Origin of the sequence: Streptomyces blastmyceticus, from assembly GCF_039521185.1 — a bacterium.
Lineage (GTDB): Bacteria > Actinomycetota > Actinomycetes > Streptomycetales > Streptomycetaceae > Streptomyces > Streptomyces blastmyceticus.
This window is the reverse complement of sequence record NZ_BAAABW010000026.1, coordinates 256328-282109: the sequence shown is the minus strand read 5'-3', so window position 1 is coordinate 282109 and position 25782 is coordinate 256328. Positions and strand designations below refer to the sequence as shown.

General features: G+C 73.1%; 13 protein-coding genes. 5 read left to right on the top strand and 8 right to left on the bottom strand.

Annotated elements, in window-relative coordinates; translation table 11 throughout:
• Positions 1-19 precede the first annotated feature (19 nt).
• Positions 20-1003, bottom strand: coding sequence for a GlxA family transcriptional regulator (locus tag ABD269_RS23705; RefSeq protein ID WP_344120787.1), 984 nt, complete (start codon positions 1001-1003; stop codon positions 20-22).
• 399 nt (positions 1004-1402) lie between these two features.
• Here ABD269_RS23705 and ABD269_RS23700 point away from each other — a divergent pair, with 399 nt between their 5' ends.
• The 3 genes from ABD269_RS23700 to ABD269_RS23690 all read left to right on the top strand — a co-directional run bounded on the left by ABD269_RS23700 (position 1403) and on the right by ABD269_RS23690 (position 3720).
• Complete coding sequence (locus ABD269_RS23700) at positions 1403-1606, top strand: cold-shock protein (RefSeq protein ID WP_035796868.1); 204 nt, start codon at positions 1403-1405, stop codon at positions 1604-1606.
• Between the two features lie 243 nt (positions 1607-1849).
• Positions 1850-3355, top strand: a complete 1506-nt coding sequence (locus ABD269_RS23695; RefSeq protein WP_301890980.1) for a DEAD/DEAH box helicase — start codon at positions 1850-1852, stop codon at positions 3353-3355.
• A gap of 56 nt (positions 3356-3411) precedes the next feature.
• Positions 3412-3720 carry an SCO5918 family protein gene (locus ABD269_RS23690; RefSeq protein ID WP_301890979.1) on the top strand — a complete coding sequence of 103 codons (309 nt, stop codon included), beginning with the start codon at positions 3412-3414 and terminating at the stop codon, positions 3718-3720.
• 84 nt (positions 3721-3804) lie between these two features.
• Here ABD269_RS23690 and ABD269_RS23685 read toward each other — a convergent pair whose 3' ends face one another.
• Positions 3805-5124, bottom strand: coding sequence for an aldehyde dehydrogenase family protein (locus ABD269_RS23685; protein ID WP_344120781.1), 1320 nt, complete (start codon positions 5122-5124; stop codon positions 3805-3807).
• A 105-nt stretch (positions 5125-5229) separates the two neighbouring features.
• Complete coding sequence (locus tag ABD269_RS23680) at positions 5230-6243, bottom strand: ABC-2 transporter permease (protein WP_344120779.1); 1014 nt, start codon at positions 6241-6243, stop codon at positions 5230-5232.
• Between the two features lie 78 nt (positions 6244-6321).
• On the opposite strand from ABD269_RS23680, the gene ABD269_RS23675 reads away from it, so the two are divergent.
• The gene (locus ABD269_RS23675) at positions 6322-6744 is read left to right on the top strand and encodes a MarR family winged helix-turn-helix transcriptional regulator (RefSeq protein WP_301890977.1); all 423 of its coding nucleotides are present in this window, start codon (positions 6322-6324) and stop codon (positions 6742-6744) included.
• Positions 6745-6773: 29 nt separating this feature from the next.
• Here ABD269_RS23675 and ABD269_RS23670 read toward each other — a convergent pair whose 3' ends face one another.
• From ABD269_RS23670 to ABD269_RS23650, 5 genes are all read right to left on the bottom strand, one after another.
• The gene (locus ABD269_RS23670; protein WP_240351639.1) at positions 6774-6995 is read right to left on the bottom strand and encodes an SGM_3592 family protein; all 222 of its coding nucleotides are present in this window, start codon (positions 6993-6995) and stop codon (positions 6774-6776) included.
• A gap of 176 nt (positions 6996-7171) precedes the next feature.
• Positions 7172-8029, bottom strand: coding sequence for a hypothetical protein (locus tag ABD269_RS23665; RefSeq protein WP_344120777.1), 858 nt, complete (start codon positions 8027-8029; stop codon positions 7172-7174).
• 9 nt (positions 8030-8038) lie between these two features.
• The gene (locus ABD269_RS23660; protein ID WP_301890975.1) at positions 8039-8605 is read right to left on the bottom strand and encodes a papain-like cysteine protease family protein; all 567 of its coding nucleotides are present in this window, start codon (positions 8603-8605) and stop codon (positions 8039-8041) included.
• Between the two features lie 377 nt (positions 8606-8982).
• Complete coding sequence (locus ABD269_RS23655; RefSeq protein ID WP_344120774.1) at positions 8983-10011, bottom strand: LLM class flavin-dependent oxidoreductase; 1029 nt, start codon at positions 10009-10011, stop codon at positions 8983-8985.
• Positions 10008-11315, bottom strand: coding sequence for an NtaA/DmoA family FMN-dependent monooxygenase (locus ABD269_RS23650; RefSeq protein ID WP_301890973.1), 1308 nt, complete (start codon positions 11313-11315; stop codon positions 10008-10010). The genes ABD269_RS23655 and ABD269_RS23650 overlap by 4 nt, the downstream gene beginning before the upstream one ends.
• 619 nt (positions 11316-11934) lie before the next feature.
• Here ABD269_RS23650 and ABD269_RS23645 point away from each other — a divergent pair.
• Positions 11935-25779: a type I polyketide synthase gene (locus ABD269_RS23645; protein ID WP_344120771.1), complete on the top strand. Its 13845-nt coding sequence runs from the start codon at positions 11935-11937 to the stop codon at positions 25777-25779.
• The last annotated feature ends 3 nt before the right edge of the window (positions 25780-25782 follow it).

Sequence of the window (25782 nt, the reverse complement as noted above, 5' to 3'; positions counted from 1 at the left end):
GCCGGGGAGAGAGATTGGTTCAGGCGGTGGTGCGGAAACCGCGGCGGTAGGCCGCCGGGGTTGTGCCGATCTGTTTGCGGAAGGCCCGGTGCAGCGTCTCCACGGAGCGCAGGCCGCTGGCCTTCGCGACCCGCTCCAGCGGTTGGTCGGTGCCCTCCAGCAGGCGGCGGGCGGCCTCCACCCGGACCGCCTCGACGTAGTCGGCCGCAGTGGTGCCGGTCTCCTTGCGGAAGACCCGCGCGAAATGCCGCTCGCTCAGGCTCACCCGCGCGGCCAGCGCGGCCGCGGACAGGTCGGCGTCCGGGTGCTCGGCGATGTACAGCCGCAGGTCGTCGATGTCCCGCCGCGAGGCGGCGGGGCGGCTGAGCGGGACGCTGAACTGGCTCTGGCCGCCCTGGCGTTTGAGGTACATCACCAGCTGCCGGGCCACCGTCAGCGCGAGGTCCTCGCCGTGGTCCTCGGCCACCAGGGCCAGCGCGAGGTCCATGCAGGCGCTGATCCCGGCCCCGGTCCACACCCGCCCCGAGCGGACGAAGATCGGATCCGGGTCCACCGTGACCCGCGGGTGCTCGGCCGCGAGCTGGGCCGCCGTCGACCAGTGGGTGGTCGCCGTCCGCCCGTCGAGCAGCCCGGCCGCGGCCAGCAGGTGCGCGCCCACGCACACCGACGCCACCCGCCGTGCGTACGGGGCGGTGGCCCGCACCCAGTCCACGACGTCGTGGTCGATCCGGGCCACCGGGCCGTCCGGGCCGAGGTCCACCGCGCCGGGGACCAGCAAGGTGTCCACCGCCGCGCCGACCTCGCCGAAGGACAGGTCGGCGATCAGCCGGACACCGGCCGACGTGACCACCTCGCCCCGCGCCGGGCCCGCCAGGCGGACCCGGTAGCCCGCCGCGCCACCGGTCTCCCGGTTGGCCAGCGCGAAGACCTCGGCCGGGCCGGTGACGTCGAGGAGATCGACATCGGGGAAGACCGCGATGACGACACGGTGGGTGAGGGGCATGTCTCCATCGTTGCCGCGCGGTGGCATGACCGCAATGACGGGTCTCTGTCACATCCGGCCATGGGTTGCCTTGCGCTCCGGGCAAGGGGCGGTCTCACGCCTGTTCGACGGTCCACTTTCGGGTGGCTTGTCGCGGTGCGGAAAATCGGCAACGCAGGCCAAGGATTTATGGGGCGGCGGGCCGGGAGATATTTTTTCCGTGCCCATCTGTACGTACCGTGCTACTGTTGATTCCGGTTGCAGTTGTGGTTTCCTAAGAACTTCAAGTGCTCTTTTCGGCCTTGCTGTGCCGAAAAGTGCACTTTCGTGTTTCCGGTTGCTTTCCGGCCGGGGCGATCATCACCGCGACGAGAGGGGCGCACCGTGCACCCCTCGGGCACTGCCCCGAAGGAGAGTTACATGGCTACTGGCACCGTGAAGTGGTTCAACGCTGAAAAGGGCTTCGGCTTCATCGAGCAGGAGGGCGGCGGTCCCGACGTCTTCGCCCACTACTCGAACATCGCCACCCAGGGCTTCCGCGAGCTCCAGGAGGGCCAGAAGGTGAACTTCGACGTCACGCAGGGCCAGAAGGGCCCGCAGGCGGAGAACATCACCCCCGCCTGACGCCGAGGCGTTTGACACAGCTGGGGCCCGCACCTTGGGTGCGGGCCCCAGCTCGTTGCTTTTCCGGGTCCGTCCCGGTGCCGCAAAGGATTTCAGCCGCGGCATCATTTCGCTGTTCCGGCCGTGACCGATTTTCCGTGGCCGGGATTCGCTTCGTTTTTCCCGGCTCGTTCTTGAGATCCTCTGCGCGGCGCACCGCCGCCGGAAATTCCTCGATACGTGCCGCATCGAGGAAGGTTCTGAATGAACCGCACAGCTCGCACGAACGACCGCTCCCCCCGCGCCCGTAAGGGCGGATCCGCCGGTTCCGGCCGTGGCTTCCGCGCGCAGGCCCAGGGCCGGTCCGGAGGCGGTGCCGCCAAGCGCCGCCCCGCCGCGCTGCAAGGGGAGTTCGCGCCGCCGGTGACCATCACCCCGGCCCTGCCCGCCGTCTCGGCGTTCGACGAATTGGACATGCCGTCCGCGCTGCTGTCGACGCTCGCCGGTCTCGACGTGGTCGAGCCGTTCCCGATCCAGGCCGCGACCCTGCCGAACTCGCTGGCCGGGCGGGACGTCCTGGGCCGCGGCCGCACCGGCTCCGGCAAGACCCTCGCGTTCGGCCTGGCGCTGCTCGCCCGTACCGCCGGGCAGCGTGCCGAGCCGCGGCAGCCGCTCGTCCTGGTCCTCGTCCCCACCCGGGAGCTGGCCCAGCAGGTCACCGACGCGCTCACCCCCTACGCCCGGTCGCTGAAGCTGCGGCTGGCGACCGTGGTCGGCGGCATGTCGATCGGCCGCCAGGCCGGTGCGCTGCGCGGCGGCGCCGAGGTGGTCGTCGCGACCCCGGGCCGGCTCAAGGACCTCATCGAGCGCGGTGACTGCCGTCTGGACCGCGTCGGCATCACCGTCCTGGACGAGGCCGACCAGATGGCCGACATGGGCTTCATGCCCCAGGTGACGGAACTGCTCGACCAGGTGCGCCCCGAGGGCCAGCGGATGCTCTTCTCCGCCACCCTGGACCGCAACGTCGACCTCCTGGTCCGTCGCTACCTGCACGACCCGGTGGTCCACTCGGTCGACCCCTCGGCGGGCGCGGTCACCACGATGGAGCACCACGTGCTGCACGTCCACGGTGCCGACAAGTACGCGACCACCACCGAGATCGCCGCCCGCGACGGCCGGGTGATCATGTTCCTGGACACCAAGCACGCCGTGGACCAGCTCACCAAGCACCTGCTGCACAGCGGCGTGCGCGCCGCGGCGCTGCACGGCGGCAAGTCGCAGCCCCAGCGCACCCGTACGCTCGCCCAGTTCAAGACCGGGCACGTCACGACGCTGGTGGCCACCAACGTCGCGGCCCGCGGCATCCACGTGGACAACCTCGACCTCGTCGTGAACGTCGATCCGCCCACCGACCACAAGGACTACCTGCACCGCGGCGGCCGCACGGCCCGCGCGGGCGAGTCCGGGGTCGTCGTCACCCTGGTCCTGCCCAACCAGCGCCGCGACATGGTCCGTCTGATGGCAGACGCAGGCATCACCCCGCAGACCACCCAGGTGCGTTCCGGTGAGGCCGAACTGAGCCGTATCACGGGCGCCCAGGCGCCCTCGGGCGTTCCCGTCACCGTCACCGCGCCGGTGGTGGAGCGCGCGAAGCGCGGCGCGTCCTCGGCCCGGGGCAAGCGCAGCCGCCCCGCCCAGGCCCGCCGCTCGTCCTCCCAGGAGCGGGGCGGCGGCGCGCAGCGCCGGTCCTCGCCCCGCAGTGCCGCCTGAGCCCCCCGATCGGCCATCTCCGTCTCCGGCTTCCCCACAACCCCTGTTGAGGCACCATGCGTTGCGTCATCGCCCGCTTCCCCTTCGACCTGGTCAAGAGTGAGGTCGAGCTCTCGATGAAGGGCATCAAGCCCGAACCCGTCACGGACGCGTCCGTGATCATCGGCCGCCGCACCTACCCCGTCAAGCAGGTGGGGGAAGTGATCACCAGGCAGGACCGGCGCGACTTCACCGCCGCCGAGGTGACCAGGGCGCTCACCCGCCTGGGTTTCACCTGCCGTTCCCTCACGCCGCCCGCCCCCGCCGTCGCAGCCACCCCGCTCGAGGCGGCACAGGCACTGCTCGGCACATCGCCGCGCGTGTGACCGGCGCCGGCCGGTGAACGTGGCAGTGGCCGCACCCGACATCCCGGGTGCGGCCACTGCCATGTCGGCCGGTGATTCCGCGGCTCAGGCCAGCGGCTTCTCGAGCACCGCCTTGCGGTGGCTGAACGTCTCGATGGAGTAGCGGCCGTGGTAGTTGCCCATGCCGCTCTCGCCGACACCGCCGAACGGCAGGTCGGAGACCGTGAGATGGGCCAGCGGCAGGCCGAATCCGAGCCCTCCGGAGGAGGTCTCGGCCGCCAGCCGCCGCCGGGTCGTGCCGGACTCCGTGAAGGCGTAGAGCGCCAGCGGCTTGTCGCGGTCGTTGATGAAGTCGATGGCCTCGTCCAGCCCGGCGACCGTGACGACGGGGAGGATGGGCCCGAAGATCTCCTCCCGCATGACCGGCGCGTCCGGCTCGACCGAGGCGAGGACGGTCGGGGCGATGTACTTCGTGGCACGGTCGGTGTCGCCGCCGGTCACCACGCGGCCGGAGCCGAGCAGGGCCGTCAGCCGGTCGAAGTGGCGCTCGTTGATGATCCGCCCGTACGTGTCGGACGTCGCCGGGTCGGAGCCGTACAGCGCCTCGACGGCCCGCACCAGGGCGGGCTCCAGCGCGCGGGCCGTCTCCGGGTCGGTGAGGACGTAGTCGGGCGCGACGCACGTCTGCCCGGCGTTGAGGAACTTGCCGGCCGCGAGCCGCGCCGCGACGGTCTCCAGGTCGGTGTCCCTGTCGACGAACACCGGGGATTTGCCGCCCAGTTCGAGGGTGACCGGGGTGAGGTGCCTGGCCGCCGCCGTCATGACGATGCGGCCGACGGCGCCGTTGCCGGTGTAGAAGATGTGGTCGAACCGCTCGTCCAGCAGCGCCGTGGTCTCCGGGATGCCGCCGACCACGACGGCGACCGCCTCGGGGTCGAGATACTCGGGCAGGAGGCGCGCGAGGGCGGCGGAGGTGGCCGGGGCCAGCTCGCTGGGCTTGGCCACGACGGCGTTGCCCGCGGCCAGCGCGCCCACCACGGGGGCGAGCAGCAGCTGCGCCGGGTAGTTCCAGGGGGCGATGACCAGGACGACGCCCAGCGGGTCGTACTGCGTCCAGGCCGTCGCCTCGCCGAGGTGCGGCGGAACCGGGGCCGGTTCGGGCCGCAGCCACGCGTCGAGGTGGTCGAGGGTGTGGTCGATCTCGCGGATCGTGAAGTCGATCTCGGTGCGGTAGGCCTCGTACGCGCTCTTGCCCAGGTCCTCGTGGAGGGCGGTGGCGAGGGTCGCGCCGTGCTCGGTGAGCATCGTGCGCAGGCGGCGCAGCTGAGTGGTGCGCCAGTCGACGGGCTTGGTGCGGCCGGTGCGGAAGGTGGCGCGCAGCCGTGCGACGACGTCGGCGGGCTGCTCGGGAGCGGGGTGGCGCATGGTGCCTCGATCGTGGGTGCGGGGTGCCTCGCCGGATGGGCTCGGCAGCATGTGCTTGATGACCTCAAGCACATGCTTCGATGTAAATACCAATGTTTCAGGATGTCAAGCAATGGCCGGGGAGGCCGAGGAGATCCGCCGTGCGCGTCGCCTCTCGGCCGCGCCCGCCGCCGCGAGCAGCGCCGCGCCGCCGGCCAGCCAGAGCGCCAGGGACAGGATGCGGCCGTCGAACCCGGCGCCACCGTCGAAGTAGAGCAGGCTGCGGGCGCCCTCGACGAAGCCCGCGCCGTTCCAGAAGGCGTGCAGCGAGCCGAAGAACCCGTTCTGGAGCTCGGGCCGGAAGACGCCGCCCGACGAGGTGAAGTTGAGCATCACGAACAGCACCATCAGCGCCAGCGTCGTCCAGCGCTTGAGGAACGTGTGCAGGCCGATGCCGATGGTGATCACGCCCGCGGAGTAGAGCCAGGCCATGCCCCAGACCGTCGCGTAGTCGTGGTCGACGATGTGGAAGACCGGTCCGGCGAGCGCGATGCCGATGACGCTCACCACGACCGAGGTCGCGAGGCCGATCGCCGCCCGGGTCCACAGCTTGAGGGCCGCGCCGGTCGCCCCGATCGCGGCCACGCTGCCGTACGAGCCGATGCTCAGCGCGACCAGCAGGAAGAAGAGCCCCTGCCCGGTCGGGTCGCCCTTGGCGGGCGGGGTGAGGTCGGTGACCGTCAGCGGTACGCCCTGCCGGTCCGCGACGGTGCGGAAGACGGTCGTGGCCGCCACCGCCGTGGTCTCGGAGTTGGCCTTGGCCACCAGCGCCTCGGGGTGCGCGGCGTCCGGGACGTAGGCACCGGCCAGGTCGCGGTCCTCCAGGCGCGCGACGGCGGCCTTGCGGTCCGCGACGGTGGTGACGTCCAGGGCGTCGCCGGCCGTGGCCTTGAGGGTCCGGGCGAGCGTGTCCGCCTTCGCCGAGCTGCCGACGACGGCGACCTTCATGCCGTGCGGCTCGGGTGCGTGGAACGCGCCGAGGTAGGCGAGGCCCATGCCGAGGCACATCAGCAGCGGGGTCAGGAGGTGGAGGGTGACGTGCTTGATGTGGTGGCGCGTCCCGGGTGTGGCTGCGGTCATGGGCGGACTCCTCTGTGTTCGGTTGGCAAATACAACCAATGTCAGATGTATTATGCAACCAAATGCCGAGGAGGATGTATGCCCGACCGCGATGTGACCATCAGCACCATCCAGCGGGAGCTCACCGCGTTCGCCCGCCGGGCCCGCCAGAAGGCCGCCCGGATCCACCCCGGGCTCTCCCTGGTGACCTACACGATGCTCGACCACATGAGGGAGACCGGCGGCTGCCGCGGCACGGATCTGGCCGAGCACTTCCTGCTCGACAAGTCCACCGTCAGCAGGCAGACCGCCGTGCTGGAACGGCTCGGCCTGATCGTCCGCGAGCCGGACCCCGACGACCGCCGGGGCCAGATCCTGCGGCCGTCCGAGGACGGCCTGCGGCTCCTGGACGAGGCGCACCAGCAGCGCCGGGCGACGTTCGAGGAGCGCTTCACGGAGTGGGGCGACGAGGACCTCGAGCGCTTCTCCGGATACCTGCAGCGGTACAACGCCGTGAGCTGACGAGCGGCGCGGTCATACGCCGGACCCGGTCAGGAACGGCGCCGGCGCCGCCTGCGGGCCTTGCTCCAGAACCAGCCCGCCGGAGGCTCGTCGGCGCGCCACGGCTGGGGCTCGGGCGCCTCGCGCCGCCACCGCGCGGCCAGGATCCGGGCCCGCGCGGAGGGCTCGGAGACCTCGGCGTCGCGCACGAAGGACTCGTCGAGGACCACGTCGTCCCACGGCTCACGCTGATTCCCGGATTCGGTACTCACAGGGATACCCGCCCTTCGCCGGCGCCTTTCGGCACGGACACGTCTCTCTCAGCGGACGTTCGAAAGGGGGTGGAGAGTTCCCGGCGCGGCCGAGCGGCGGGCTGTGCTCGCATACGACGGGCTTCGCCCCGGACCTGGCTGTGCGCTCCGGGCCCGGGGCGAAGGAGCGGCGGGCGTCAGCCGGTCCCGGCGGCGCGCCTGCGGCGGCGGAAGGCGACGGCGCCGCCGACGAGCGCGAGCGCCGCGCCCGAGCCGCCGATGATCAGCGGGGCCCTGGCCGGGGCCGGGGAGCGAGGGGCCGGGGCGGCGTGGAAGCCGCTGGAGAGGCCCTTCGTGTCGTAGTCCGAGCCCGGCTGCTTGTCGGCGTAGCGGCCCTTCACCAGGGTCTGGTAGTCGGCCAGGGAGGCCGACGACTTGCCGCCGAGACCGGTCTTGGCGGCGTCGTTGAGGGGTTCGACGGTGTCGAGCTTCAGCTGGTACCAGGCGTGGATCTGCGGTTCCGAGAACACGGTGGTGCCCAGGGCCGCCTTGGCCGGGTAGGTGGCGTCACTGTCGCCTTCGCGCACGGCGGCCAGGTGCCATCCGCCGCCCTGGGTGGCGCCCAGCATGACGGTGGCGCTGCGACCGTTGTCGGCGCTGACCGAAGACACCGCGTAGGTGAGCCGGAGGGCTTCGGTGAGTACCGGTTTGGCCTTGCCCGCGACGAAGTCCGGGGCGACCTCGAACAGTGCGACCGGGTCCTTGACGGTGAAGGACGGCAGGCCCTGGCACGGGTCGGCCTTGGCGGGGATCGTCTGGGCCCCGTGGGCGCCGCCGTGCGGCACCGGAACGCTGAGGAACCGGCAGATCGAGTCGTGGACGGCCGTCGACTTCACCGTGTCCAGGGCGGCCTGGTAGTCGGGGATGTCGAGGGGGCCGTCGGCGGCGTGGGCCGGTCCGGTGAGCGCGGTCAGCAGCGCCGACGCGCTCACCGCCAGGCCGAGGGAAAGGCGGGAGAGGACGGTGGTTCCCCGCGTGCTGAAGTTGTCACGCATGATGCCTCCTCAGCCCTGGATCCGCTCGCGACTGTGGGTCCACTTGAACGAGCTGTTGCTGACGTAGTCGTTGTAGTTCCACCAGGTGTAGGTCTGGGTGTCCGGCCACGGGTCACCGACGGCGATGGTGTTGTTCGACTCGTCGTAGCCGTAGACGACATTCATGTGGCCACCACCGGACGTCCACCCGATGCGCACGGCCATGGGCCGGCCGGCGTTGACCTCGTTGGAGGTCTCGTTGAACGACAGCGGGCCGTTCACTCCCACCCCGGTGTTGCCGAATCCCATGCCCTGCCAGGCGCCTGCCATGTCCCCGAGCGTGGCCGGCTGGTTGTCGCAGCTGACTCCGGTCGCGTTGTGGGCGAGGTTGCAGAAGTCGGTCTGGCTGTAGTTGTAGCCCCACCAACTCGCGATCGTGTTGCCGGAGGCGTCCCAGCACCACTGGGTCTTCTCCTGCTTCTGCATGTTGATGTCGTCGTAGGCCCCTGCGTGAGCCGTGCCGGCAGCGGCGGCCAGGAACCCCGACACGGTCAGCGCCAGGGCCGACGCGGTCGTGGTGAGCCTGCTTCTGCTCATCTTTCTTTCCTTCCCGATGGGTTGGTTGCCGGACGCATCCAACTTTTATGGGGGCGTGACAGGACGCATGGAAAAGAAAGTCGACAAAAATGGCGGAGGCTTCCAGCGATCGCCCGGGCAGCCGATCGGGTGCGAGAACCGGGCAACTCGTGCCGCCTGTGGGTGGCTTCTCTCCGACGGGGAACCGAGTCCGGAGAAGGTCGATTCCAGGACAGCGCAACGTGTCAACGTTCACCAGGGGTCGCGCGGGCACTTCACTCGGACGAGTGGGTTGACGTCATATAAGCGACCCACCGTGTGTTCCGCGCACGCCGCCGTCCGCCCCGACCGGAAGCCGGACGGGCGGACAGGGCGAACGGCGGCGGCCCGTGACGTGCTCAGGCCGCCTGGTAGCGCCCCGCGGGCCGCGGCAGGCCCAGTCGGTCGCGCAGGGTGGCTCCGTCGGGGGCGGTCGGCAGGTCGTGGCCGTGTTCGCGCACCTCGGTCGCGAGGGCCAGGACGGCGTCGTGTGCCGCTTCCGCGGAGCCGGTGGGGGCGAGCAGGGTGAAGCCGTCCGCGGCGCCCGCGTCGAACAGTGCCCGCAGCCGGGCGGCCGCGCCCGGGTCGCCGTCGACCGGCCAGTCGAGCAGGACGGCGATGCCGTCGGCGTCGCGCCCGGCCGCCCGGGCCTGCTCGCGCACCGCTTCCCGGACCCGGGCGGGGTCCTGGCTGCCCTGCGCCGGGACGAGGACGACATCGGCGACGCGGGCGGCGAGCGCGATGTCGTCGGCGTCCGCCGCGTGGTGGACCAGCAGGGGGTGACCCTGTGGCGGGCGGGCGATGTTCAGCGGTCCGGCCACCTCGAAGTGCTCGCCCTTGTGGTCGAGCGTGTGCAGTTTCTCGGGGGTGAAGTACACACCCGATTCCCGGTCCCTGCGGAAGGCGTCGTCGTCGAAGCTGTCCCACAGACCGGTCAGCACGGTGACGAACTCCGCGGCACGCGAGCGCCGCGCCGCCGCCGACGGGCCGCCCGCGCGGCTGTAGTTGGCCGCCGCGTCCGGGTCGGCGGCGGTGAGCGGCTGCCAGCCCGCGCGCCCGGAGCCGAGGTGGTCGACCGTGGCCAGGAGCCGGGCCAGGTGGTAGGGGAGCGCGTGTTCCGTGGATACGGAGGCCACGAGCCCCACGGAGCGCGTGCAGACCGCGAGGGCACCGGCGAGGGTGCCGGCCTCGAAGTACGGGTCGTCGGCCGGGTCGGGCGCGGCCGACTGACGGTCGTGGAGCAGCAGCGCGTCGATCCCGGCGGCCTCCGCCTCCCGGGCCCGGTCGCGGACCCGCGCGAACGAGCCGGTGCCGAGATCCCGCGAACCGCCGTCGGGGGCGGTGATCAGCCGGGTGAACAGGGTGATACGGCCATCGCGTTGAGTCATGCGGCACCTGCCTTGAGCGTCATCGTGTCGGTCGTCGTCGCACCGTCCGAGGAAGGAGCGGCCAGCCCCAACTTCTCGCGCAGGGTGCCGTCGGCGTACTCGTCGTGCACCAGCCCGCGTCGGCGCAGCTCCGGCACGACGTGGTCGACGAAGGCGTCGAGGGACGCGGGGAGGTGGGGGAAGTCCACGATGTAGCCGTCGGCCGCGCGCTCGGTGAACCCGCGCTCCATGTGGTCCGCCACCTGTTCCGGCGTACCGGCGAAGAAGTCGGCGACCTGCCGCAGCGCGAGTTGACGAAGTGTCAGATTCTCGCGGTGTGCCAGCGACATCCACATCTTCGCCGTGCTGGACGAGCGGTTCGACGCCGGGATGTCGGGGACCGGGCCGTCGAGCGGATACCGCGTCAGGTCCAGGTCGCCCAGCTGCTCCTGGAGCGCCCGGACGGCGACGATGTCGGGTACGAGCTCGTGCAGCTCGTCGATGAGCCGGCGCGCCTCCCGCTCGGTACTGGCCACGAGGGGCTGGACGCCGGGCCAGATCTGGACCATCTCCGGGTCCCTGCCGTGCGCGGCGACGCGTCGCTTCAGGTCGGCGTACGTCTCCTGGCCGTCGGCCAGCCGCGTGTGCCGGGTGAAGATCACCTCGGCGTGCCGCGCGGCGAACTCCCGGCCCACGGGCGAGGCTCCCGCCTGGAAGATCACGGGACTTCCCTGAGGGGAGGCCGGCAGGTTCAGCGGGCCCTGGACGTCGAAGAACTCGCCGCGGTCCGCCGGCCGCCGCCCCGCCTCGCCGCCCGCCCACAGCCGCTTGGTCACGCCGATGAACTCCTCGGCGCGCACGTAGCGCCGGTCGTGCTCCATGTGCTCGGGGAAGCCGAAGTTGCGCGACTCCCAGGGTGCGGCGGAGGTGACGACGTTCCACCCGGCCCGGCCACCGCTGATGCGGTCGAGGGAGGTGAACCTGCGGGCGATGTCGTACGGCTCGTTGTAGGTGGTGGTGGCAGTCGAGGCGAGCCCGATGTGCTCGGTCCCGGCGGCGTAGGCGGCCAGCAGGCTCAGCGGCTCGAAGTGCTCGTTGCGCGCGGTCTGGCTGATGTGCTGGACGTCGGTGCCCCAGACGGCCACCACGTCCGGCACGAAGAGACAGTCGAACCTGCCCCGTTCGAGCGTGCGGACACACTCCAGGTGGAAGGCGAAGTCGAGCTGGGCGGCCGTCGGAGTGGACGGGTGCCGCCAGGCGGCGATGTGCGAGCCGGGGCCGTCGATTATGGCCCCGAGTTTCATCGTGCGTTTCCGATGAACCATGTGCGATCTTCCCTCGGCTGAATTTTCTGGGACGAAGAGACCCTCACCGGGAACGCGCGCCGCGTTGCTGTTCCGATAGGTCACTGCGGGCGACGGTACTAGGTGACCGTGTCTGCTGTCTGTTCATAAAACCCCCGTGGACCGGTGTGCGTGTGTGCTGAAACCGCGCTGAAACCCCATGCCGCCATACTGACTGGTAACCGCCCCGGGGCCGCTGGAAGTGCCACGTTGTCGAGTGGCCTGTGAAGCAGTCCCGCGCGGTGGATTTCGAGTAGTTCTTAGTCGGGGGACTGGGTGACTTTTTCGATGCGGAGACTGATGTCGCACGGGTGCTTGCCGCACCCGGAACGGGCCGGTGGGCCCGGATGCCCGGTCCCTGTGCGCGCCGGGCGCCATCGGCGGCGGGGCACGGCCCTCGCCCCCTGCGGGAACGCCTGAGAATTTTTTACGCAACGCCCCGCCGTACCGGCGCGGGCGGTCTTTCCGACGGTCGCGGATCCGCGACTTCCGGCGAACCGAAGTCATCCTGATCACGCGGAATTCCGCCCATTTCGGGTTCACTGCTGAACCGGGCTGCACGCGTGCACGCTGTTCTGGTATTCCTGGAGGGATATCTCCGATGAGTGATGAAGTTATGTCCGGGCATGGCGACCAGAACTCCAGTGCAAAAATCGCGGTCGTCGGATTCTCGTGCCGAGTCGCCGGAGCGGCGACTCCCGAAGAGTTCTGGCAGCTCCTCAAAGACGGCCGATCCGCGGTCGGGGAATTCCCGGCCGCCCGCCGGACCGGCCGGGAACCGGGCTCTTCGGACCTGCCGGGCGGATATCTGGACGGCGTGGACGGGTTCGACGCGGACTTCTTCGAGGTGTCACCGGCCGAAGCGGCCGCGATGGACCCCCAGCAGCGCCTGGCCCTGGAGCTCGGCTGGGAGGCGGTGGAGAACAGCGGAGTCTCTCCCGAGGCCCTGCGGGGCACCCGCGTCGGCGTCTTCGTCGGGGCCATCAACGACGACTACGCCGCACTGCAGAACCGCCTGGGCGCGGACGCGGTGACACGGCACAGCCTGACGGGCACCCAGCGCAGCTTCATCGCCAACCGGATCTCCTACCGCCTCGGCCTGCGCGGCCCCAGCGCCGTGGTGGACACCGGCCAGTCCTCCTCGCTCGTCGCCGTGCACCTGGGGGTGCAGAGCCTGCTGCGCGGCGAGTCCGACGCGGTGCTGGCGGGCGGCGTGAACCTCATCCTCTCCGAGCACAGCACGAGCCGCCTCAAGCGCTTCGAGGCCCTCTCGCCCGACGGCCGCTGCTACACCTTCGACGCGCGGGCCAACGGATACGCGCGGGGCGAAGGCGGCGGATTCGTCCTGCTCAAGCCCCTGTCGACGGCTGTCGCCGACGGCGACCGGGTCCTGGCCGTCATCGAAGGCACCGCCATCAACAACGACGGCGGCGGTGACGGCCTGACGGTACCCAGCGCCGCAGCCCAGCGGGAGGTGCTGCTCGACGCGTGCGCCGCGGCCGGCATCGCACCCGCGGACATCCAGTGCGTCGAGCTGCACGGGACCGGCACCAAGGTCGGTGACCCGCTGGAGGCGTCCGCCGTCGGCCAGGCATTCGGGACCGTACGCCCCGACGGCGAGCCCGTACTGGTCGGCTCCGTCAAGACCAACATCGGGCACCTGGAGGCGGCTGCCGGGATCGCCGGACTGCTGAAGATCGTCTCCTGCGTCAGCCACCGCGAGTTCGTCCCGACCCTCAACCACGAGACGCCCAACCCGCGCATCCCGCTCGCCGAGTGGAACCTCAAGGTGCAAAAAGAGCACGAGGCATGGCGGGGCGAGAACGGCCGGCTCGTCGCCGGAGTCTCCTCCTTCGGCCTGGGCGGCACGAACTGCCACGTGGTCGTCACCGACCCGCCGCCGGAGCTGCGCGACGGCCATGCCGCGGGCACCCCACCGGAGACCGTAACGGCGCCGTCGGGAACGGGCGGCGCGGTCCCGTGGCCCGTGTCGGCCCGCGGCGAGGCCGCGCTGCGCGCCCAGGCGGAGCGGCTGGACGCCTATGCCGGGCAGCGCCCGGAAGCCGACGTCCGCGCGGTCGCCCGCACGCTGGCGACGGGGCGCGCGCAGTTCGAGCACCGGGCCGTCGTGGTCGGCGAGGACGGGCCGGGCCTGCGGGCCGGGCTCCAGGCGGTGGCGACGGGCGCCGGTGCCGCGAACGTGGTCCGCGGTACGGCAGCCGACGCGCGCACCCTGGCGGACTCCGGCGACGCGGACCCCGGCGTGGTGTTCGTCTTCCCCGGCCAGGGGTCGCAGTGGGCGGGAATGGCGGCCGCACTGCTCGATTCGTCACCGGTCTTCGCCAAGCGGATGGCGGAGTGCGAGGCGGCACTGTCGCCGTACGTCGAGTGGTCGCTGACAGAGGTGGTACGGGACCTCGCCGACGCGAGCCGGCTCGACCGCGTCGACGTCGTGCAGCCGGCGCTGTGGGCGGTGATGGTGTCCCTGGCGGAGGTGTGGCGGTCGGCGGGCGTCCGGCCCGCCGCGGTCCTGGGGCACTCCCAGGGCGAGATCGCGGCGGCGGTGGTGGCGGGAGCCCTGTCGCTGTCGGACGGCGCGCGGGTCGTGGCGCTGCGCAGCCAGGCGATCGGACAGGGCCTCTCGCAGCGGGGCGGCATGGTCGCCGTCTCGCTGGGCGAGGCGGCCGTCGGCGAGCTGATCGCCGAATTCGACGGGCGGCTGTCGGTGGGAGCGGTCAACAGCCCCTCGTCGACGGTGGTTTCAGGCGAATCACGGGCGCTGGACGAGCTGTTGGCCCGCTGCGAGTCCGCGGAGATCAGGGCCCGCAGGGTGCCGGTGGACTACGCGTCGCACTGCGCCGAGGTCGAGGTCGTCCGCGACGAGGTGCTGCGCGGCCTGACCGGGATCGTTCCCGCCCGGGCGGGAGTGCCGGTCTACTCGTCGGTGACCGGCGGGACGGTCACGGGCCGGGAGCTGGACGCGGAGTACTGGTACCGGAACCTGCGCGAGACGGTGCGGTTCGAGGCGGGCGTACGGGCCGCGCTGGCGGACGGGTTCACCCGCTTCGTCGAGGTGAGCGCCCACCCGGTCCTGGTCGCGGGCGTGGAGGAGACCCTCGAAGCGGCCGGTGCGGACGAGCGCGGCCTGGTGGTCGGCACGCTCCGCCGCGGCGAGGGCGGCTGGGACCGGTTCCTGCTGTCGGCCGCCGAGGCCTGGACGCGCGGCGCCGACGTGGACTGGCCCGCGCTGCTGGGCCCGGGCCCGCGGGCGGGCGGCCTGCCGACGTACGCCTTCCAACGCCGCAGCCACTGGCTCGACATGGCGGCCCCCGAAGGCGCCGCTACACACACCCAGGAGCCGATCGCGCAGCCCGGGCCGGCGATACGGACCGGCACCGACGGCGTGCTGCCCGAGCGAGTGGCGGATCTCGTACGGGACGAGGTCGCCGTCGTCCTCGGGCACCCCTCGCCCCACGACATCGACCTGGACCGTACGTTCAAGTCGCTCGGTTTCGACTCCCTGGCGATGGTCGACCTGCGCAACCGGCTGAAGGCGGCGACCGGCGTCAACCTGACCACGACCGCACTCTTCGACCACCCGGCGCCGTCCGCGATAGCGGCCCACCTGGAGCGCCGCCTGCTCGGCGTCGACGAGACGGCGGACCGGCAGCCCGCCGCGCTGACCGCCGGCGCCGATGACGAGCCGATCGCGATCGTGGCGATGGCGTGCCGGTTCCCCGGCGGCGTGGAGTCGCCCGAGGACCTGTGGGACCTGGTGATGGCCGAGCGGGACGCGATCGGGGACTTCCCCGTCAACCGCGGCTGGGACCTGGAGAACCTCTACGACCCGAAGCTGGAGCGGCCCGGCACGAGCTATGTGCGGCATGGCGGATTCCTGCACGACGCCGTCGACTTCGACCCCGCCTTCTTCGGCATCTCCCCGCGCGAGGCACTGGCGATGGAGCCGCAGCAGCGGCTGCTGCTGGAGACGTCCTGGGAGGCGCTGGAGCGGGCCGGGCTGGACCCGACGTCGGTGCGCGGCAGCCGGACGGGCGTGTTCTTCGGCGCGATGTTCCAGGAGTACGGGCCCCAGCTGCAGGAAGGCGCGGAGGGCGTCGACGGGCACCGGCTGACCGGCGGGACGATCAGCGTGGCCTCGGGCCGCGTGGCGTACACCCTCGGTCTGGAAGGGCCCGCGGTGACGGTGGACACGGCGTGCTCGTCGTCGCTGGTGGCACTGCACTGGGCGGTGCGGTCGCTGCGGTCGGGCGAGTGCTCGATGGCCCTGGCGGGCGGCGTGACGATCATGCCGACGCCCGGGATGTTCGTGGAACTCAGCCGCCAGGGCGCGCTGTCGCCGGACGGGCGGTGCAAGGCGTTCTCGGCGGCGGCCGACGGCACCGGGTGGGCCGAGGGCGTGGGCGTGCTCCTGGTGGAGAAGCTGTCGGACGCGCGGCGCAACGGGCACCAGGTGCTGGCGGTGATCCGCGGCAGCGCGACCAACCAGGACGGCGCGAGCAACGGCCTGACGGCACCGCACGGCCCGTCGCAGCAGCGCGTCATCCGCGCCGCACTGGCCGACGCGCGCCTCGCGCCCGACGAGGTCGACGCGGTCGAGGCGCACGGCACCGGCACCACCCTGGGCGACCCGATCGAGGCGCAGGCCCTGCTGGCCACGTACGGGCAGGGCCGGCCGGAGGGCCGGTCGCTGCGGCTGGGGTCGGTGAAGTCGAACATCGGGCACACCCAGGCCGCCGCGGGTGCGGCGGGTGTGATCAAGATGGTGATGGCCATGCGGCACGGGACGCTGCCGCGCACCCTGCACGCGGACGAGCCGTCGCCGCACATCGACTGGTCCGCGGGCGCGGTCGAGTTGCTGACCGAGCCGGTGGAGTGGACGGCGGACGGGCGCCCGCGCCGGGCGGGCGTGTCCTCGTTCGGCATCAGCGGCACCAACGCGCACGTGATCCTCGAAGAGGCGCCCGCCGACGCGCAGTCGACCACCTCCGGCCCGGCCGCGGCCGACGATGGCACGCGCCTCGCGGTCGCCGACGCCTCGGTGCCATGGGTCGTGTCGGGCGCGTCGGAGGAAGGGCTGCGCGCGCAGGCCGGACGCCTCGCGGCCTTCACCGGCGCCCGTACGGAGCTGTCTCCGGTGGACGTGGGCTGGTCGCTGGTCGCGTCGCGTGCGGTGCTGGAGCACCGGGCCGTGGTACCGGCGCCCGACCGGGAGACCGGTCTCGCGGGCCTGTCGGCGCTCGCCGACGGCCTGCCCGCCGCGGGCGTGGTCTCCGGCGCGGCGGACGTCCGCGGCCGCGTGGTGTTCGTCTTCCCCGGCCAGGGTTCGCAGTGGCGGGGCATGGCGGCCGAACTGCTCGACTCCTCGCCCGTGTTCGCCGCCCGGCTCGCGGAGGCCGACGCGGCGATCGGACGGTTCGTGGACTGGTCGGTGACCGACGTCCTGCGGCAGGCGCCGCAGGCCCCCTCACCCGAGCGGATCGAGATCCTCCAGCCGGTGCTGTTCGCCGTGAACGTCGCGCTGGCCGCGGTCTGGCAGGCGGCAGGCGTGCGGCCCGCCGCGGTGGTGGGCCACAGCCAGGGCGAGGTCGCCGCCGCGCACGTGGCCGGGGCGCTGTCCCTGGACGACGCGGCGAAGCTCATCGTGCTGCGCAGCGCCCTGTTCGCCCGCGAACTGGTCGGCAACGGCGCGGTCGCCTCGGTGGCCCTGCCGGCGGACGCGGTCGAGGAGCGACTGGCCCGCTGGGACGGCCGGTTGGTGATCGCCGGGCGCAACGGTCCCCGCGCGGTGACGGTCGCCGGCGACATCCCGGCGCTGGAGGAGTTCGTGGCCGCCTGCCAGGCGGAGAACGTCCGGGCACGGGTGGTGGGGTCGACGGTGGCCTCGCACTGCGCCCAGGTCGACCCGCTGCGCGAGGAGATCCTGGAGCTGTTCGCCGGCATCACCCCGGCCGAGGGCGGCGTGCCCTTCTACTCCACGGTCACCGGAACCGCCCGCGACACCCGCGAACTTACGGCGGAGTGCTGGTTCGACAACGCCCGGCAGCCGGTGAACTTCGAGGCCACCGTGCGGGCACTGCTGGCGGACGGCTTCCGCTTCTTCATCGAGTCCAGCGCGCACCCGGTGCTGACCACCGGCATGCAGGCGACGTTCGAGGACGCGGAGACCGAGGCGGTCGCGATCGGTTCGCTGCGCCGCGACGAGGGCGGCCCGGCCCGCTTCCTGACCTCGCTGGCCGAGGGATACGTACGCGGCCTGCCCGGAGTGGACTGGAAGGCCCTGTACGCGGGGACGGACGCCGGGCCGACCGGGCTGCCGACGTATGCCTTCCAGCGCCGGCGCTACTGGCTGGAGCCCACGCCCGCCCGCACCGGCGACCCGGGCGGCCTCGGCCTCGGCGCCGCACACCACCCGCTGCTGGGCGCCGCCGTACAGGCCGCCGCCGACGGCAACGTGCTGCTGACGGGCCGTCTGTCCGTGCAGACGCACCCCTGGCTAGCCGACCACGCGGCCCTCGGCAGCGTGCTGCTGCCCGGCGCCGCCTTCGTGGAGCTGGCCCTGCGCGCGGGCGACGCGGTGGGCCTCGACCGGCTGGAAGAGCTCACCCTCGAAGCCCCGCTGACCTTGCCCGAGCGCGGCGGCGTCCAGCTGCAGGTGGCCGTGGAGTCGCCGGACGCCGACGGGCGGAGCCAGGTCGCGGTGTACTCGCGGCCCGAGGCCACCGACGCCGACGACACCGACGAGCCGTGGACCCGGCACGCCACCGGCCTGTTGGGCGGGGCGGCCGCGGCACCGGCCGCGGACCTCACGGCCTGGCCGCCCCAGGGCGCGGAGCGCATCGATCTCGCGTCCTTCTACGAGAAGGCCGCGGACATCGGCTACGGCTACGGACCGGCCTTCCAAGGGCTGCGCGCCGCCTGGCGCGTCGGCCAGGAGATCCACGCCGAGGTCGCCCTGTCCGAGGAACAGGGCACGGAGGCAGGCCGGTTCGGCATCCACCCGGCTCTGCTCGACGCCGCACTCCACCCCGCCCTGCTGAGCGCGCTCGACGCACAGGACGGCCAGGAAACGCTTCCCGTGCGGCTGCCGTTCGCCTGGAGCGGCATCACCCTGCACGCCGTGGGCGCCACGACCGTACGGGTACGGGTCGCCCCCGCCGGCACGGACGCGGTGTCCGTGACGATCGCCGACACTGCGGGCGCACCGGTCGCCTCGGTGGAGTCACTGACCCTGCGCCCGGTCTCCGGGCGGCAGCTCGGCGCCGCCGAGGACACCACCCGCAACGCGCTGTTCCGCACCGAGTGGACCGCGCTGCCCCTGGCCGACGGCGCCGTGGACACCAGCGGCTGGGCCGTGCTCGGCGCGCCGGGCACCGGCCCGATCGACGCGGCCCTGCACGCCCCCGACCTGGAGGCGCTGTTCGCTGCCGACGCCGCACCGGAGGTCGTGGTCGCCACGTGCGCCGGGACACCGGAGGACGGCCGCCTCACGGCGGCGGCCCACGAGGCGACGACCGGGGCACTGGCCCTGGCCCGCGCGTGGCTGGCCGAGGAGCGCGCCGCGGAGTCCCGGCTCGTGGTCGTCACCCGGCGGGCCGTGGCCACCCGGGCCGACGAGGACGTCACGGACCTGGCACACGCGCCGGTATGGGGCCTGCTGCGGTCCGCGCAGTCGGAGAACCCCGGCCGCCTCGTGCTGGTCGACATCGACGAACTGGACGCCTCCCGCGCCGCCCTGACCCGGGCGGTGGCGGCGGCCGTCGCGGCGGAGGAGCCGCAGATCGCGGTGCGCGAGGGCGCGGCCCTCGTGCCCCGGCTGGCCCGCGCCACCGCCTCGGCGCCCGCCGACGGCACCGGGCCGCTGGGCACGGCGGGCACGGTGCTCATCACCGGCGGCACCGGGGCGCTCGGCGGACTGCTGGCCCGGCACCTGGTCACCGAGCACGGCGTACGGCACCTGCTGCTCACCAGCCGCCGCGGCCGGGACGCCGCCGGCGCCGCGGAGCTCCGGGCCGAACTGACCGCGCTGGGCGCGGCCGACGTGACGATCGCCGCGTGCGACGCGGCCGACCGCGACGCGCTGGCCGCCGTCCTGGCCGGCATCCCGGCCGACCGGCCGCTGACCGGCGTGGTGCACGCGGCCGGAGTGCTCGACGACGGCCTGATCGCCTCCCTGACCCCCCAGCAGACGGAACGCGTGCTGCGCCCGAAGGTCGACGCGGCGGTCAACCTGCACGAACTGACCCGCGATCTGGACCTGTCGGCGTTCGTCCTGTTCTCCTCCGTCGCGGGCACCTTCGGCAACCCCGGACAGGGCAACTACGCGGCGGCCAACGCCTTCCTGGACGCCCTGGCCCAGCACCGCCGCGCCCAGGGCCTGCCCGCCCACTCCCTCGCCTGGGGCCTGTGGGCCCGGTCGAGCGACATGCTCGGCCACCTCGGACAGCACGACCTGGCCTGGATGGAGCGCGCGGGCATCCAGCCCCTGCCGTCCACCCTGGGCCTGGCCCTGCTGGACGCGGCGGTCACGCTGGACGACGCGCACCTGGTGCCCGTACGCCTGGAGACGGCCACCCTCCGGCGCGAGGCGGCCTCCGGCATGCTGCGGCCCCTCTTCCGTGGCCTGGTGCGGACGGTGGCCCGCAGGACCGCCGCCACCGCCGGCGCCTCCAGTGGCACCGCCCTGGCCCAGCGCCTCTCCGGCCTCGGCCAGGACGAGCAGAACCGGGCGCTGCTGGACCTCGTGCGCGCCCAGGTGGCGACCGTCCTGGGGCATGCCACCCCGGAGACGATCGCCGCCGGCCGCCCGTTCAAGGAGCTCGGCTTCGACTCGCTCACCGCGGTCGAGCTGCGCAACCGCCTCAACGCCGCCACCGGGCAGCGCCTCCCGGCCACGCTCGTCTTCGACTACCCCACCCCCGGCCTGCTCACCGACTACCTGCGTGCGGAGGTCCTGGGCGCCGTGTCGGCCCCCGCCGTCGCGCCGTCGGCCCCCGTGGTGCCGGGCGGCGCGGCGGACGAGCCGATCGCGATCGTCGGCATGGCCTGCCGCTACCCCGGCGGGGTGGGCTCGCCGGAGGACCTGTGGAAGCTGGTCGCGTCGGGCGGGGACGCGGTGTCGCACTTCCCGGCCGACCGCGGCTGGGACGAGGGGCTCTACGACCCCGACCCGGACGCGACCGGCAAGAGTTATGCGCGCGAGGGCGGCTTCCTGCACGACGCGGGGGAGTTCGACCCGGAGTTCTTCGGGATCTCGCCGCGCGAGGCACTGGCGATGGACCCGCAGCAGCGGCTGTTGCTGGAGACGTCGTGGGAGGTGTTCGAGCGGGCGGGGATCGACCCGAGGACGCTGAAGGGCAGCCCGACGGGCGTGTTCACCGGCGTGATGCACCACGACTACGGCACGACCTCCGACACCCCGGAAGGGCTGGAGGGCTACGCGGTCACCAGCACCCAGGGCAGCGTCGCCTCCGGCCGCATCTCCTACACCTTCGGCCTGGAAGGGCCCGCGGTCACCGTCGACACCGCCTGCTCCTCCTCCCTGGTCGCCCTGCATCTCGCGGTGCAGGCGCTGCGCTCGGGCGAGTGCTCGCTGGCGCTGGCGGGCGGCGTGACGGTGATGGCCACTCCGTGGGTGTTCGTGGAGTTCAGCCGGCAGCGGGGCATGGCGCCCGACGGCCGGTGCAAGGCGTTCTCCGCCTCGGCGGATGGTGCAGGCTGGTCCGAGGGTGCGGGCGTCCTGCTGGTCGAGCGCCTCTCGGACGCCCGCCGCAACGGACACCGGGTGCTCGCGGTCGTCCGCGGCAGCGCGGTCAACCAGGACGGCGCCAGCAACGGCCTCACCGCCCCCAACGGCCCGTCGCAGCAGCGGGTGATCCGCGCGGCCCTGGCCGGTGCCGGGCTGTCGGCGGCCGACGTGGACGCGGTGGAGGCACACGGCACGGGCACCACCCTCGGCGACCCGATCGAGGCGCAGGCACTGCTGGCCACCTACGGCCAGGACCGCCCCGCCGACCGGCCGCTGCGGCTGGGATCCGTCAAGTCCAACATCGGGCACGCACAGGCCGCCGCCGGCGTGGCCGGTGTGATCAAGATGGTGCAGGCCATGCGGCACGGCATGCTGCCGAAGACCCTGCACGTGGATCAGCCCTCCCCGCACGTGGACTGGTCCGCGGGCGCGGTGGAGTTGCTGACTGAGCCGGTGGAGTGGACGGCCGACGGCCACCCCCGCCGCGCGGGCATCTCCTCCTTCGGCATCAGCGGCACCAACGCCCACGTCATCATCGAAGAGGCACAGCCCGAGCCCGCCGCCCCCGCCGGGAGCGGCGACACCCCGCCGTCCGCGACGCTGGTGCCCTGGCCCGTGTCCGGGCGGTCCGAGGCCGCCCTGCGGGCCCAGGCCGAGCGGCTGTCCGCCTTCGTGACAGCCGGCACCGACCTGGCCGTGGCCGACGTGGGCCACTCCCTGGCCTCGACACGAGCCGCCCTCGAACACCGCGGCGTCGTACTGGCACCGGACCGCGCGACCGCCCTGACGGGCCTGACCGCCCTGGCCGGGGGACTGCCCTCCGCCGGCACGGTCACCGGCACGGCGCCCGAGGACCCGGGCCAGGTCGCGCTCGTCTTCCCCGGCCAGGGATCGCAGTGGCAGGGAATGGCGGCGGAACTGCTGGAATCCACACCGGCGTTCGCCGCGCGCCTGGCGGAGTGCGACGCGGCCCTGCGGCCGCACGTGGGCTGGTCCGTGACGGACGTGGTCCGGGGCGGGGACGACGCCCCGTCGCTGGACGACGTGGTGGTCGTGCAGTGCGCCCTCTGGGCCGTCATGGTCTCGCTGGCGGCGCTCTGGCAGTCGATGGGCGTGCGGCCCGCCGCCGTCATCGGCCACAGCCAGGGCGAGATCGCCGCGGCCGCGGTGTCCGGCGCGCTGTCCCTGGAGGACGCGGCGAAGGTCGTGTCGCTGCGGGCGAAGGCGATCGCCGAACGGCTCTCCGGCCGTGGCGGCATGGTCTCCGTACCCCGGCCCGCGGCCAGGGTCCGCGAGCTCCTGGCCCCATGGGGGACGCGGATCGCCGTCGCCTCCGTCAACGGCCCCTCCTCCACGGTCGTCTCCGGCGAGGCGGACGCGCTGGAGGAACTGCTGGCCGCCTGCGAGGCCGACGGGGTGCGCGCCAAGCGGATCCCGGTGGACTACGCCTCGCACTCCGCCCAGGTGGAGAGCATCCGCGAGGAGGTCATCGGCGCGCTGGAGGGCATCCGGCCGCGCCGTGGCGAGATCCCGTTCTACTCGACCGTGACCGGCGGCGTGTTCGACACCTCGGGCGCGGACGCCGAGTACTGGTACACCAACCTGCGCCAGGAGGTGCGCTTCGACGAGACCGTACGGGCCCTGCTGGCCGACGGGTTCGGCTTCTTCGTCGAGTCCAGCGCCCACCCGGTGCTGACCGTCGGACTCCAGGAGATCTTCGAGGACACCGGCACCCGGGCGGTGGCCCTGGGCACCCTGCGCCGCGAGGAGGGCGGCAGGGAACGGCTCCTGACCTCCCTCGCCGAGGGGTACGTGAACGGCCTGGCCGTCGACTGGGACGCCGTCTTCGCCGGTACGGGCGCCGAGCGCGTCGACCTGCCGACGTACGCCTTCCAGCGGGAGCGCTTCTGGCTGGACGCCCCGGCGCGGCGCGGTGACGCGGCGGGCCTGGGCCTGGTGGCCGCCGGCCATCCGCTGCTGGGCGCGACGGTGTCCCTGCCCGGCGGCGGCGCGCTGTGGACCGGGCGGCTGTCCCTGGCCGAGCAGCCCTGGCTGGCCGACCACACGGTGTTCGGTTCCGCGGTGCTGCCCGGTGCGGTGTTCGTGGAGCTGGCGGTTCGGGCGGGAGAGCGGTCGGGACACGGCCGCCTGGAGGAACTGACCCTCCAGGAGCCGCTGGTGCTGAGCGGCACCGGTGGCGTCCGCCTGCAACTGGCCGTGGCGGGAGCGGACGAGTCCGGCCGGTGCGCGGTGACGGTGCACTCCTGCCCGGACGGTGACGGCGGCGCGGACGCGGCGGGCGACGAGACGTGGACACTGCACGCCATGGGGTCGCTGACGCGCGCCGACAGGCCGGCCGATGGGGGCACGGACATCGCTCTCGACGTGTGGCCGCCGCGAGGCGCGGCGCCGGTGGGCGTCGGCGACCTGTACGACCGCCTGGCCGAACAGGGATACGGATACGGCCCGGTGTTCCAGGGGGTGCGTGCCGCGTGGCGGCGCGGCGGGGAGGTCTTCGCCGAGGTCGCGCTGCCGGACGCGGTGAGCGGGGACACCGCCGGATTCGGCATTCACCCGGCCCTCCTGGACGCCGTGTTCCACATGTCGATCGACCTGTCCGCCGACGAGGTGCGGCTGCCGTTCGTGTGGTCGGGCATCGAGCTGTCCGGTGCGCCCGGGCCGGTGGTGCGGGTCGGCGTGGTGCCCTCGGGCGAGGGCGGGGTCTCGGTGCGCGTCGTGGACGGCTCGGGCGCGCCGGTGCTCTCGGTGGACCGGCTGGTGACGCGTCCTGTGGCGCGGGAGCAACTGCGCTCCGCGGGCCATGGGTTGCGGGACGCGCTGTTCGGTGTGGAGTGGACTCCGGCCCCGGTCTCGGCGGAAGCGCTGGCCGAGTGGGGCGTGTGGGGTGCACCGGACGCCTCGGAGCTGGTGGTCTGGGCTCATGGCGGCGCCGTGGGGGAGGCCGTTCCGGCGGTCACGGCGCGTGCGTTGGCCGTCGTGCAGGAGTTCCTGCCGGACGAGCGGTTCACTGACTCCAGGTTGGTGGTGCTGACGCGCGGGGCCGTGGACACGGGCCAGGACGGAGGCGTCGTGGACCTGATGGCCGCGCCGGTCTGGGGCCTGGTGCGCTCGGCACAGCGCGAGCACCCGGACCGGTTGCTGCTGGTCGATGTCGAGCCGGGGCTGGCCGCGGAGGCGGAGGAAGCCGCGCTGCGGGCCGCGCTGGGCTCCGGGGAGCCGCAAGTGGCTGTGCGCGGCGGCCGGGCGTTCGTACCGCGCCTGGCACGGCTCACCGTCCCGCGGGGCGAGGGGCGGCAGTCGTCCTTCGGCCCGGACGGAACGGTGTTGGTGACCGGTGGCACGGGTGGTCTGGGCGCGTTGGTGGCCCGGCACCTGGCATCGGCGTACGGAGTGCGGGACCTGCTGCTGGTGTCGCGGCGCGGTGGTGCGGCCGACGGGGTCGACAAGCTGGTAGCGGAACTGGAGGAAACGGGCGCCCGGGTGCGGGTGGAGGCGTGCGACGTGAGTGAACGCGACTCCCTCGCGGCACTGTTGGCCTCGATCCCGGGCGACCGTCCGCTCACCGGAGTGGTCCACTCGGCGGCCGTGCTCGACGACGGTGTGGTCGAGTCGCTGGACGCGGAGCGGCTGGCCGGGGTGTTCCGCCCCAAGGCCGAAGCGGCCCTGCACCTGCACGAGTTGACGGCCGGGCTCGATCTGTCGGCGTTCGTCCTGTTCTCGTCCTTCGCCGGAGTGGCGGGGAGCGCGGGGCAGGCGGGGTACGCGGCGAGCAATGTGTTCCTGGACGGCCTCGCGTCCCACCGCCGTGCGCACGGCCTGCCCGGCGTGTCCCTGGCATGGGGATGGTGGGGAACCGGCGGCGCGCTGACCGGCGGCCTGTCGGACGTGGACCGGGACCGGCTTTCGGGCCTGGGGCTGGCGGAGATGAGCGCGGAGGAAGGCCTGGCGCTGTTCGACGCGGGCGTCGCGGCCGAGAGCGCGCTGGTGGTCCCGGCGCTGGTCGACGTGGCGGGACTGCGGCGGCGCGGTGCGGACGGCGTGCCGTCCGTGATGCGGTCGCTCGTACGCGGTGGAGCGGCGCGGGCCCGCGCCGAGGAGTCGCGCGACGCGGCGGGGCTCGCCGCCCGGCTCGCGGGCCTGGGCGAGGCCGAGCGGCAGCGGGTGCTGCTCGACGCGGTGCGGGGCTACGTGGGCGAGGTGCTGGGCTACGGACCCGGCCGACTGGTGGGCGTGGACACGCCGTTCAAGGGGCTGGGCTTCGACTCGCTGATGGCGGTCGAACTGCGCAACCGCCTGAACAAGGCCACCGGACTCCGCCTCCCGGCCTCCCTGGTCTTCGACCACCCCACGGTCCAGGAACTGGCCCTGTACCTGGACACCCGGCTGGACTCGGGAGAGGGCCCCGGCATCGAGCCGCTGCTCGCGGACCTCGGGAAGATCGAGCAGGCGCTCACCGGGCCGGAGCTCGGCGGCGATTCGCGCCGGCGCCTCATGGACCGCCTGACGAGCCTGCTGGCCCTCTCGGCACCCCGCGAGGGCACCGCCGAAGCCCTCGCACAGCCGGACCCGGCGGACGGCACAGCCTTCGTCGATCAACTGGAAGCCGCGACACCGGACGAGATCCTCGCCGTCATCGAAAAAGAGTTCGGGAATTCCTGAATC

Excerpts from the sequence above, each read along its gene's own strand:
- ABD269_RS23695 (WP_301890980.1), top strand. The coding sequence starts at position 1,850 with ATGAACCGCACAGCTCGCACGAACGACCGCTCCCCCCGCGCCCGTAAG.
- ABD269_RS23705 (WP_344120787.1), bottom strand. The coding sequence starts at position 1,003 with ATGCCCCTCACCCACCGTGTCGTCATCGCGGTCTTCCCCGATGTCGAT.
- ABD269_RS23660 (WP_301890975.1), bottom strand. The coding sequence starts at position 8,605 with ATGAGCAGAAGCAGGCTCACCACGACCGCGTCGGCCCTGGCGCTGACC.
- ABD269_RS23645 (WP_344120771.1), top strand. The coding sequence starts at position 11,935 with ATGAGTGATGAAGTTATGTCCGGGCATGGCGACCAGAACTCCAGTGCA.
- ABD269_RS23675 (WP_301890977.1), top strand. The coding sequence starts at position 6,322 with ATGCCCGACCGCGATGTGACCATCAGCACCATCCAGCGGGAGCTCACC.
- ABD269_RS23700 (WP_035796868.1), top strand. The coding sequence starts at position 1,403 with ATGGCTACTGGCACCGTGAAGTGGTTCAACGCTGAAAAGGGCTTCGGC.
- ABD269_RS23655 (WP_344120774.1), bottom strand. The coding sequence starts at position 10,011 with ATGACTCAACGCGATGGCCGTATCACCCTGTTCACCCGGCTGATCACC.
- ABD269_RS23665 (WP_344120777.1), bottom strand. The coding sequence starts at position 8,029 with ATGCGTGACAACTTCAGCACGCGGGGAACCACCGTCCTCTCCCGCCTT.
- ABD269_RS23680 (WP_344120779.1), bottom strand. The coding sequence starts at position 6,243 with ATGACCGCAGCCACACCCGGGACGCGCCACCACATCAAGCACGTCACC.
- ABD269_RS23690 (WP_301890979.1), top strand. The coding sequence starts at position 3,412 with ATGCGTTGCGTCATCGCCCGCTTCCCCTTCGACCTGGTCAAGAGTGAG.
- ABD269_RS23685 (WP_344120781.1), bottom strand. The coding sequence starts at position 5,124 with ATGCGCCACCCCGCTCCCGAGCAGCCCGCCGACGTCGTCGCACGGCTG.
- ABD269_RS23650 (WP_301890973.1), bottom strand. The coding sequence starts at position 11,315 with ATGGTTCATCGGAAACGCACGATGAAACTCGGGGCCATAATCGACGGC.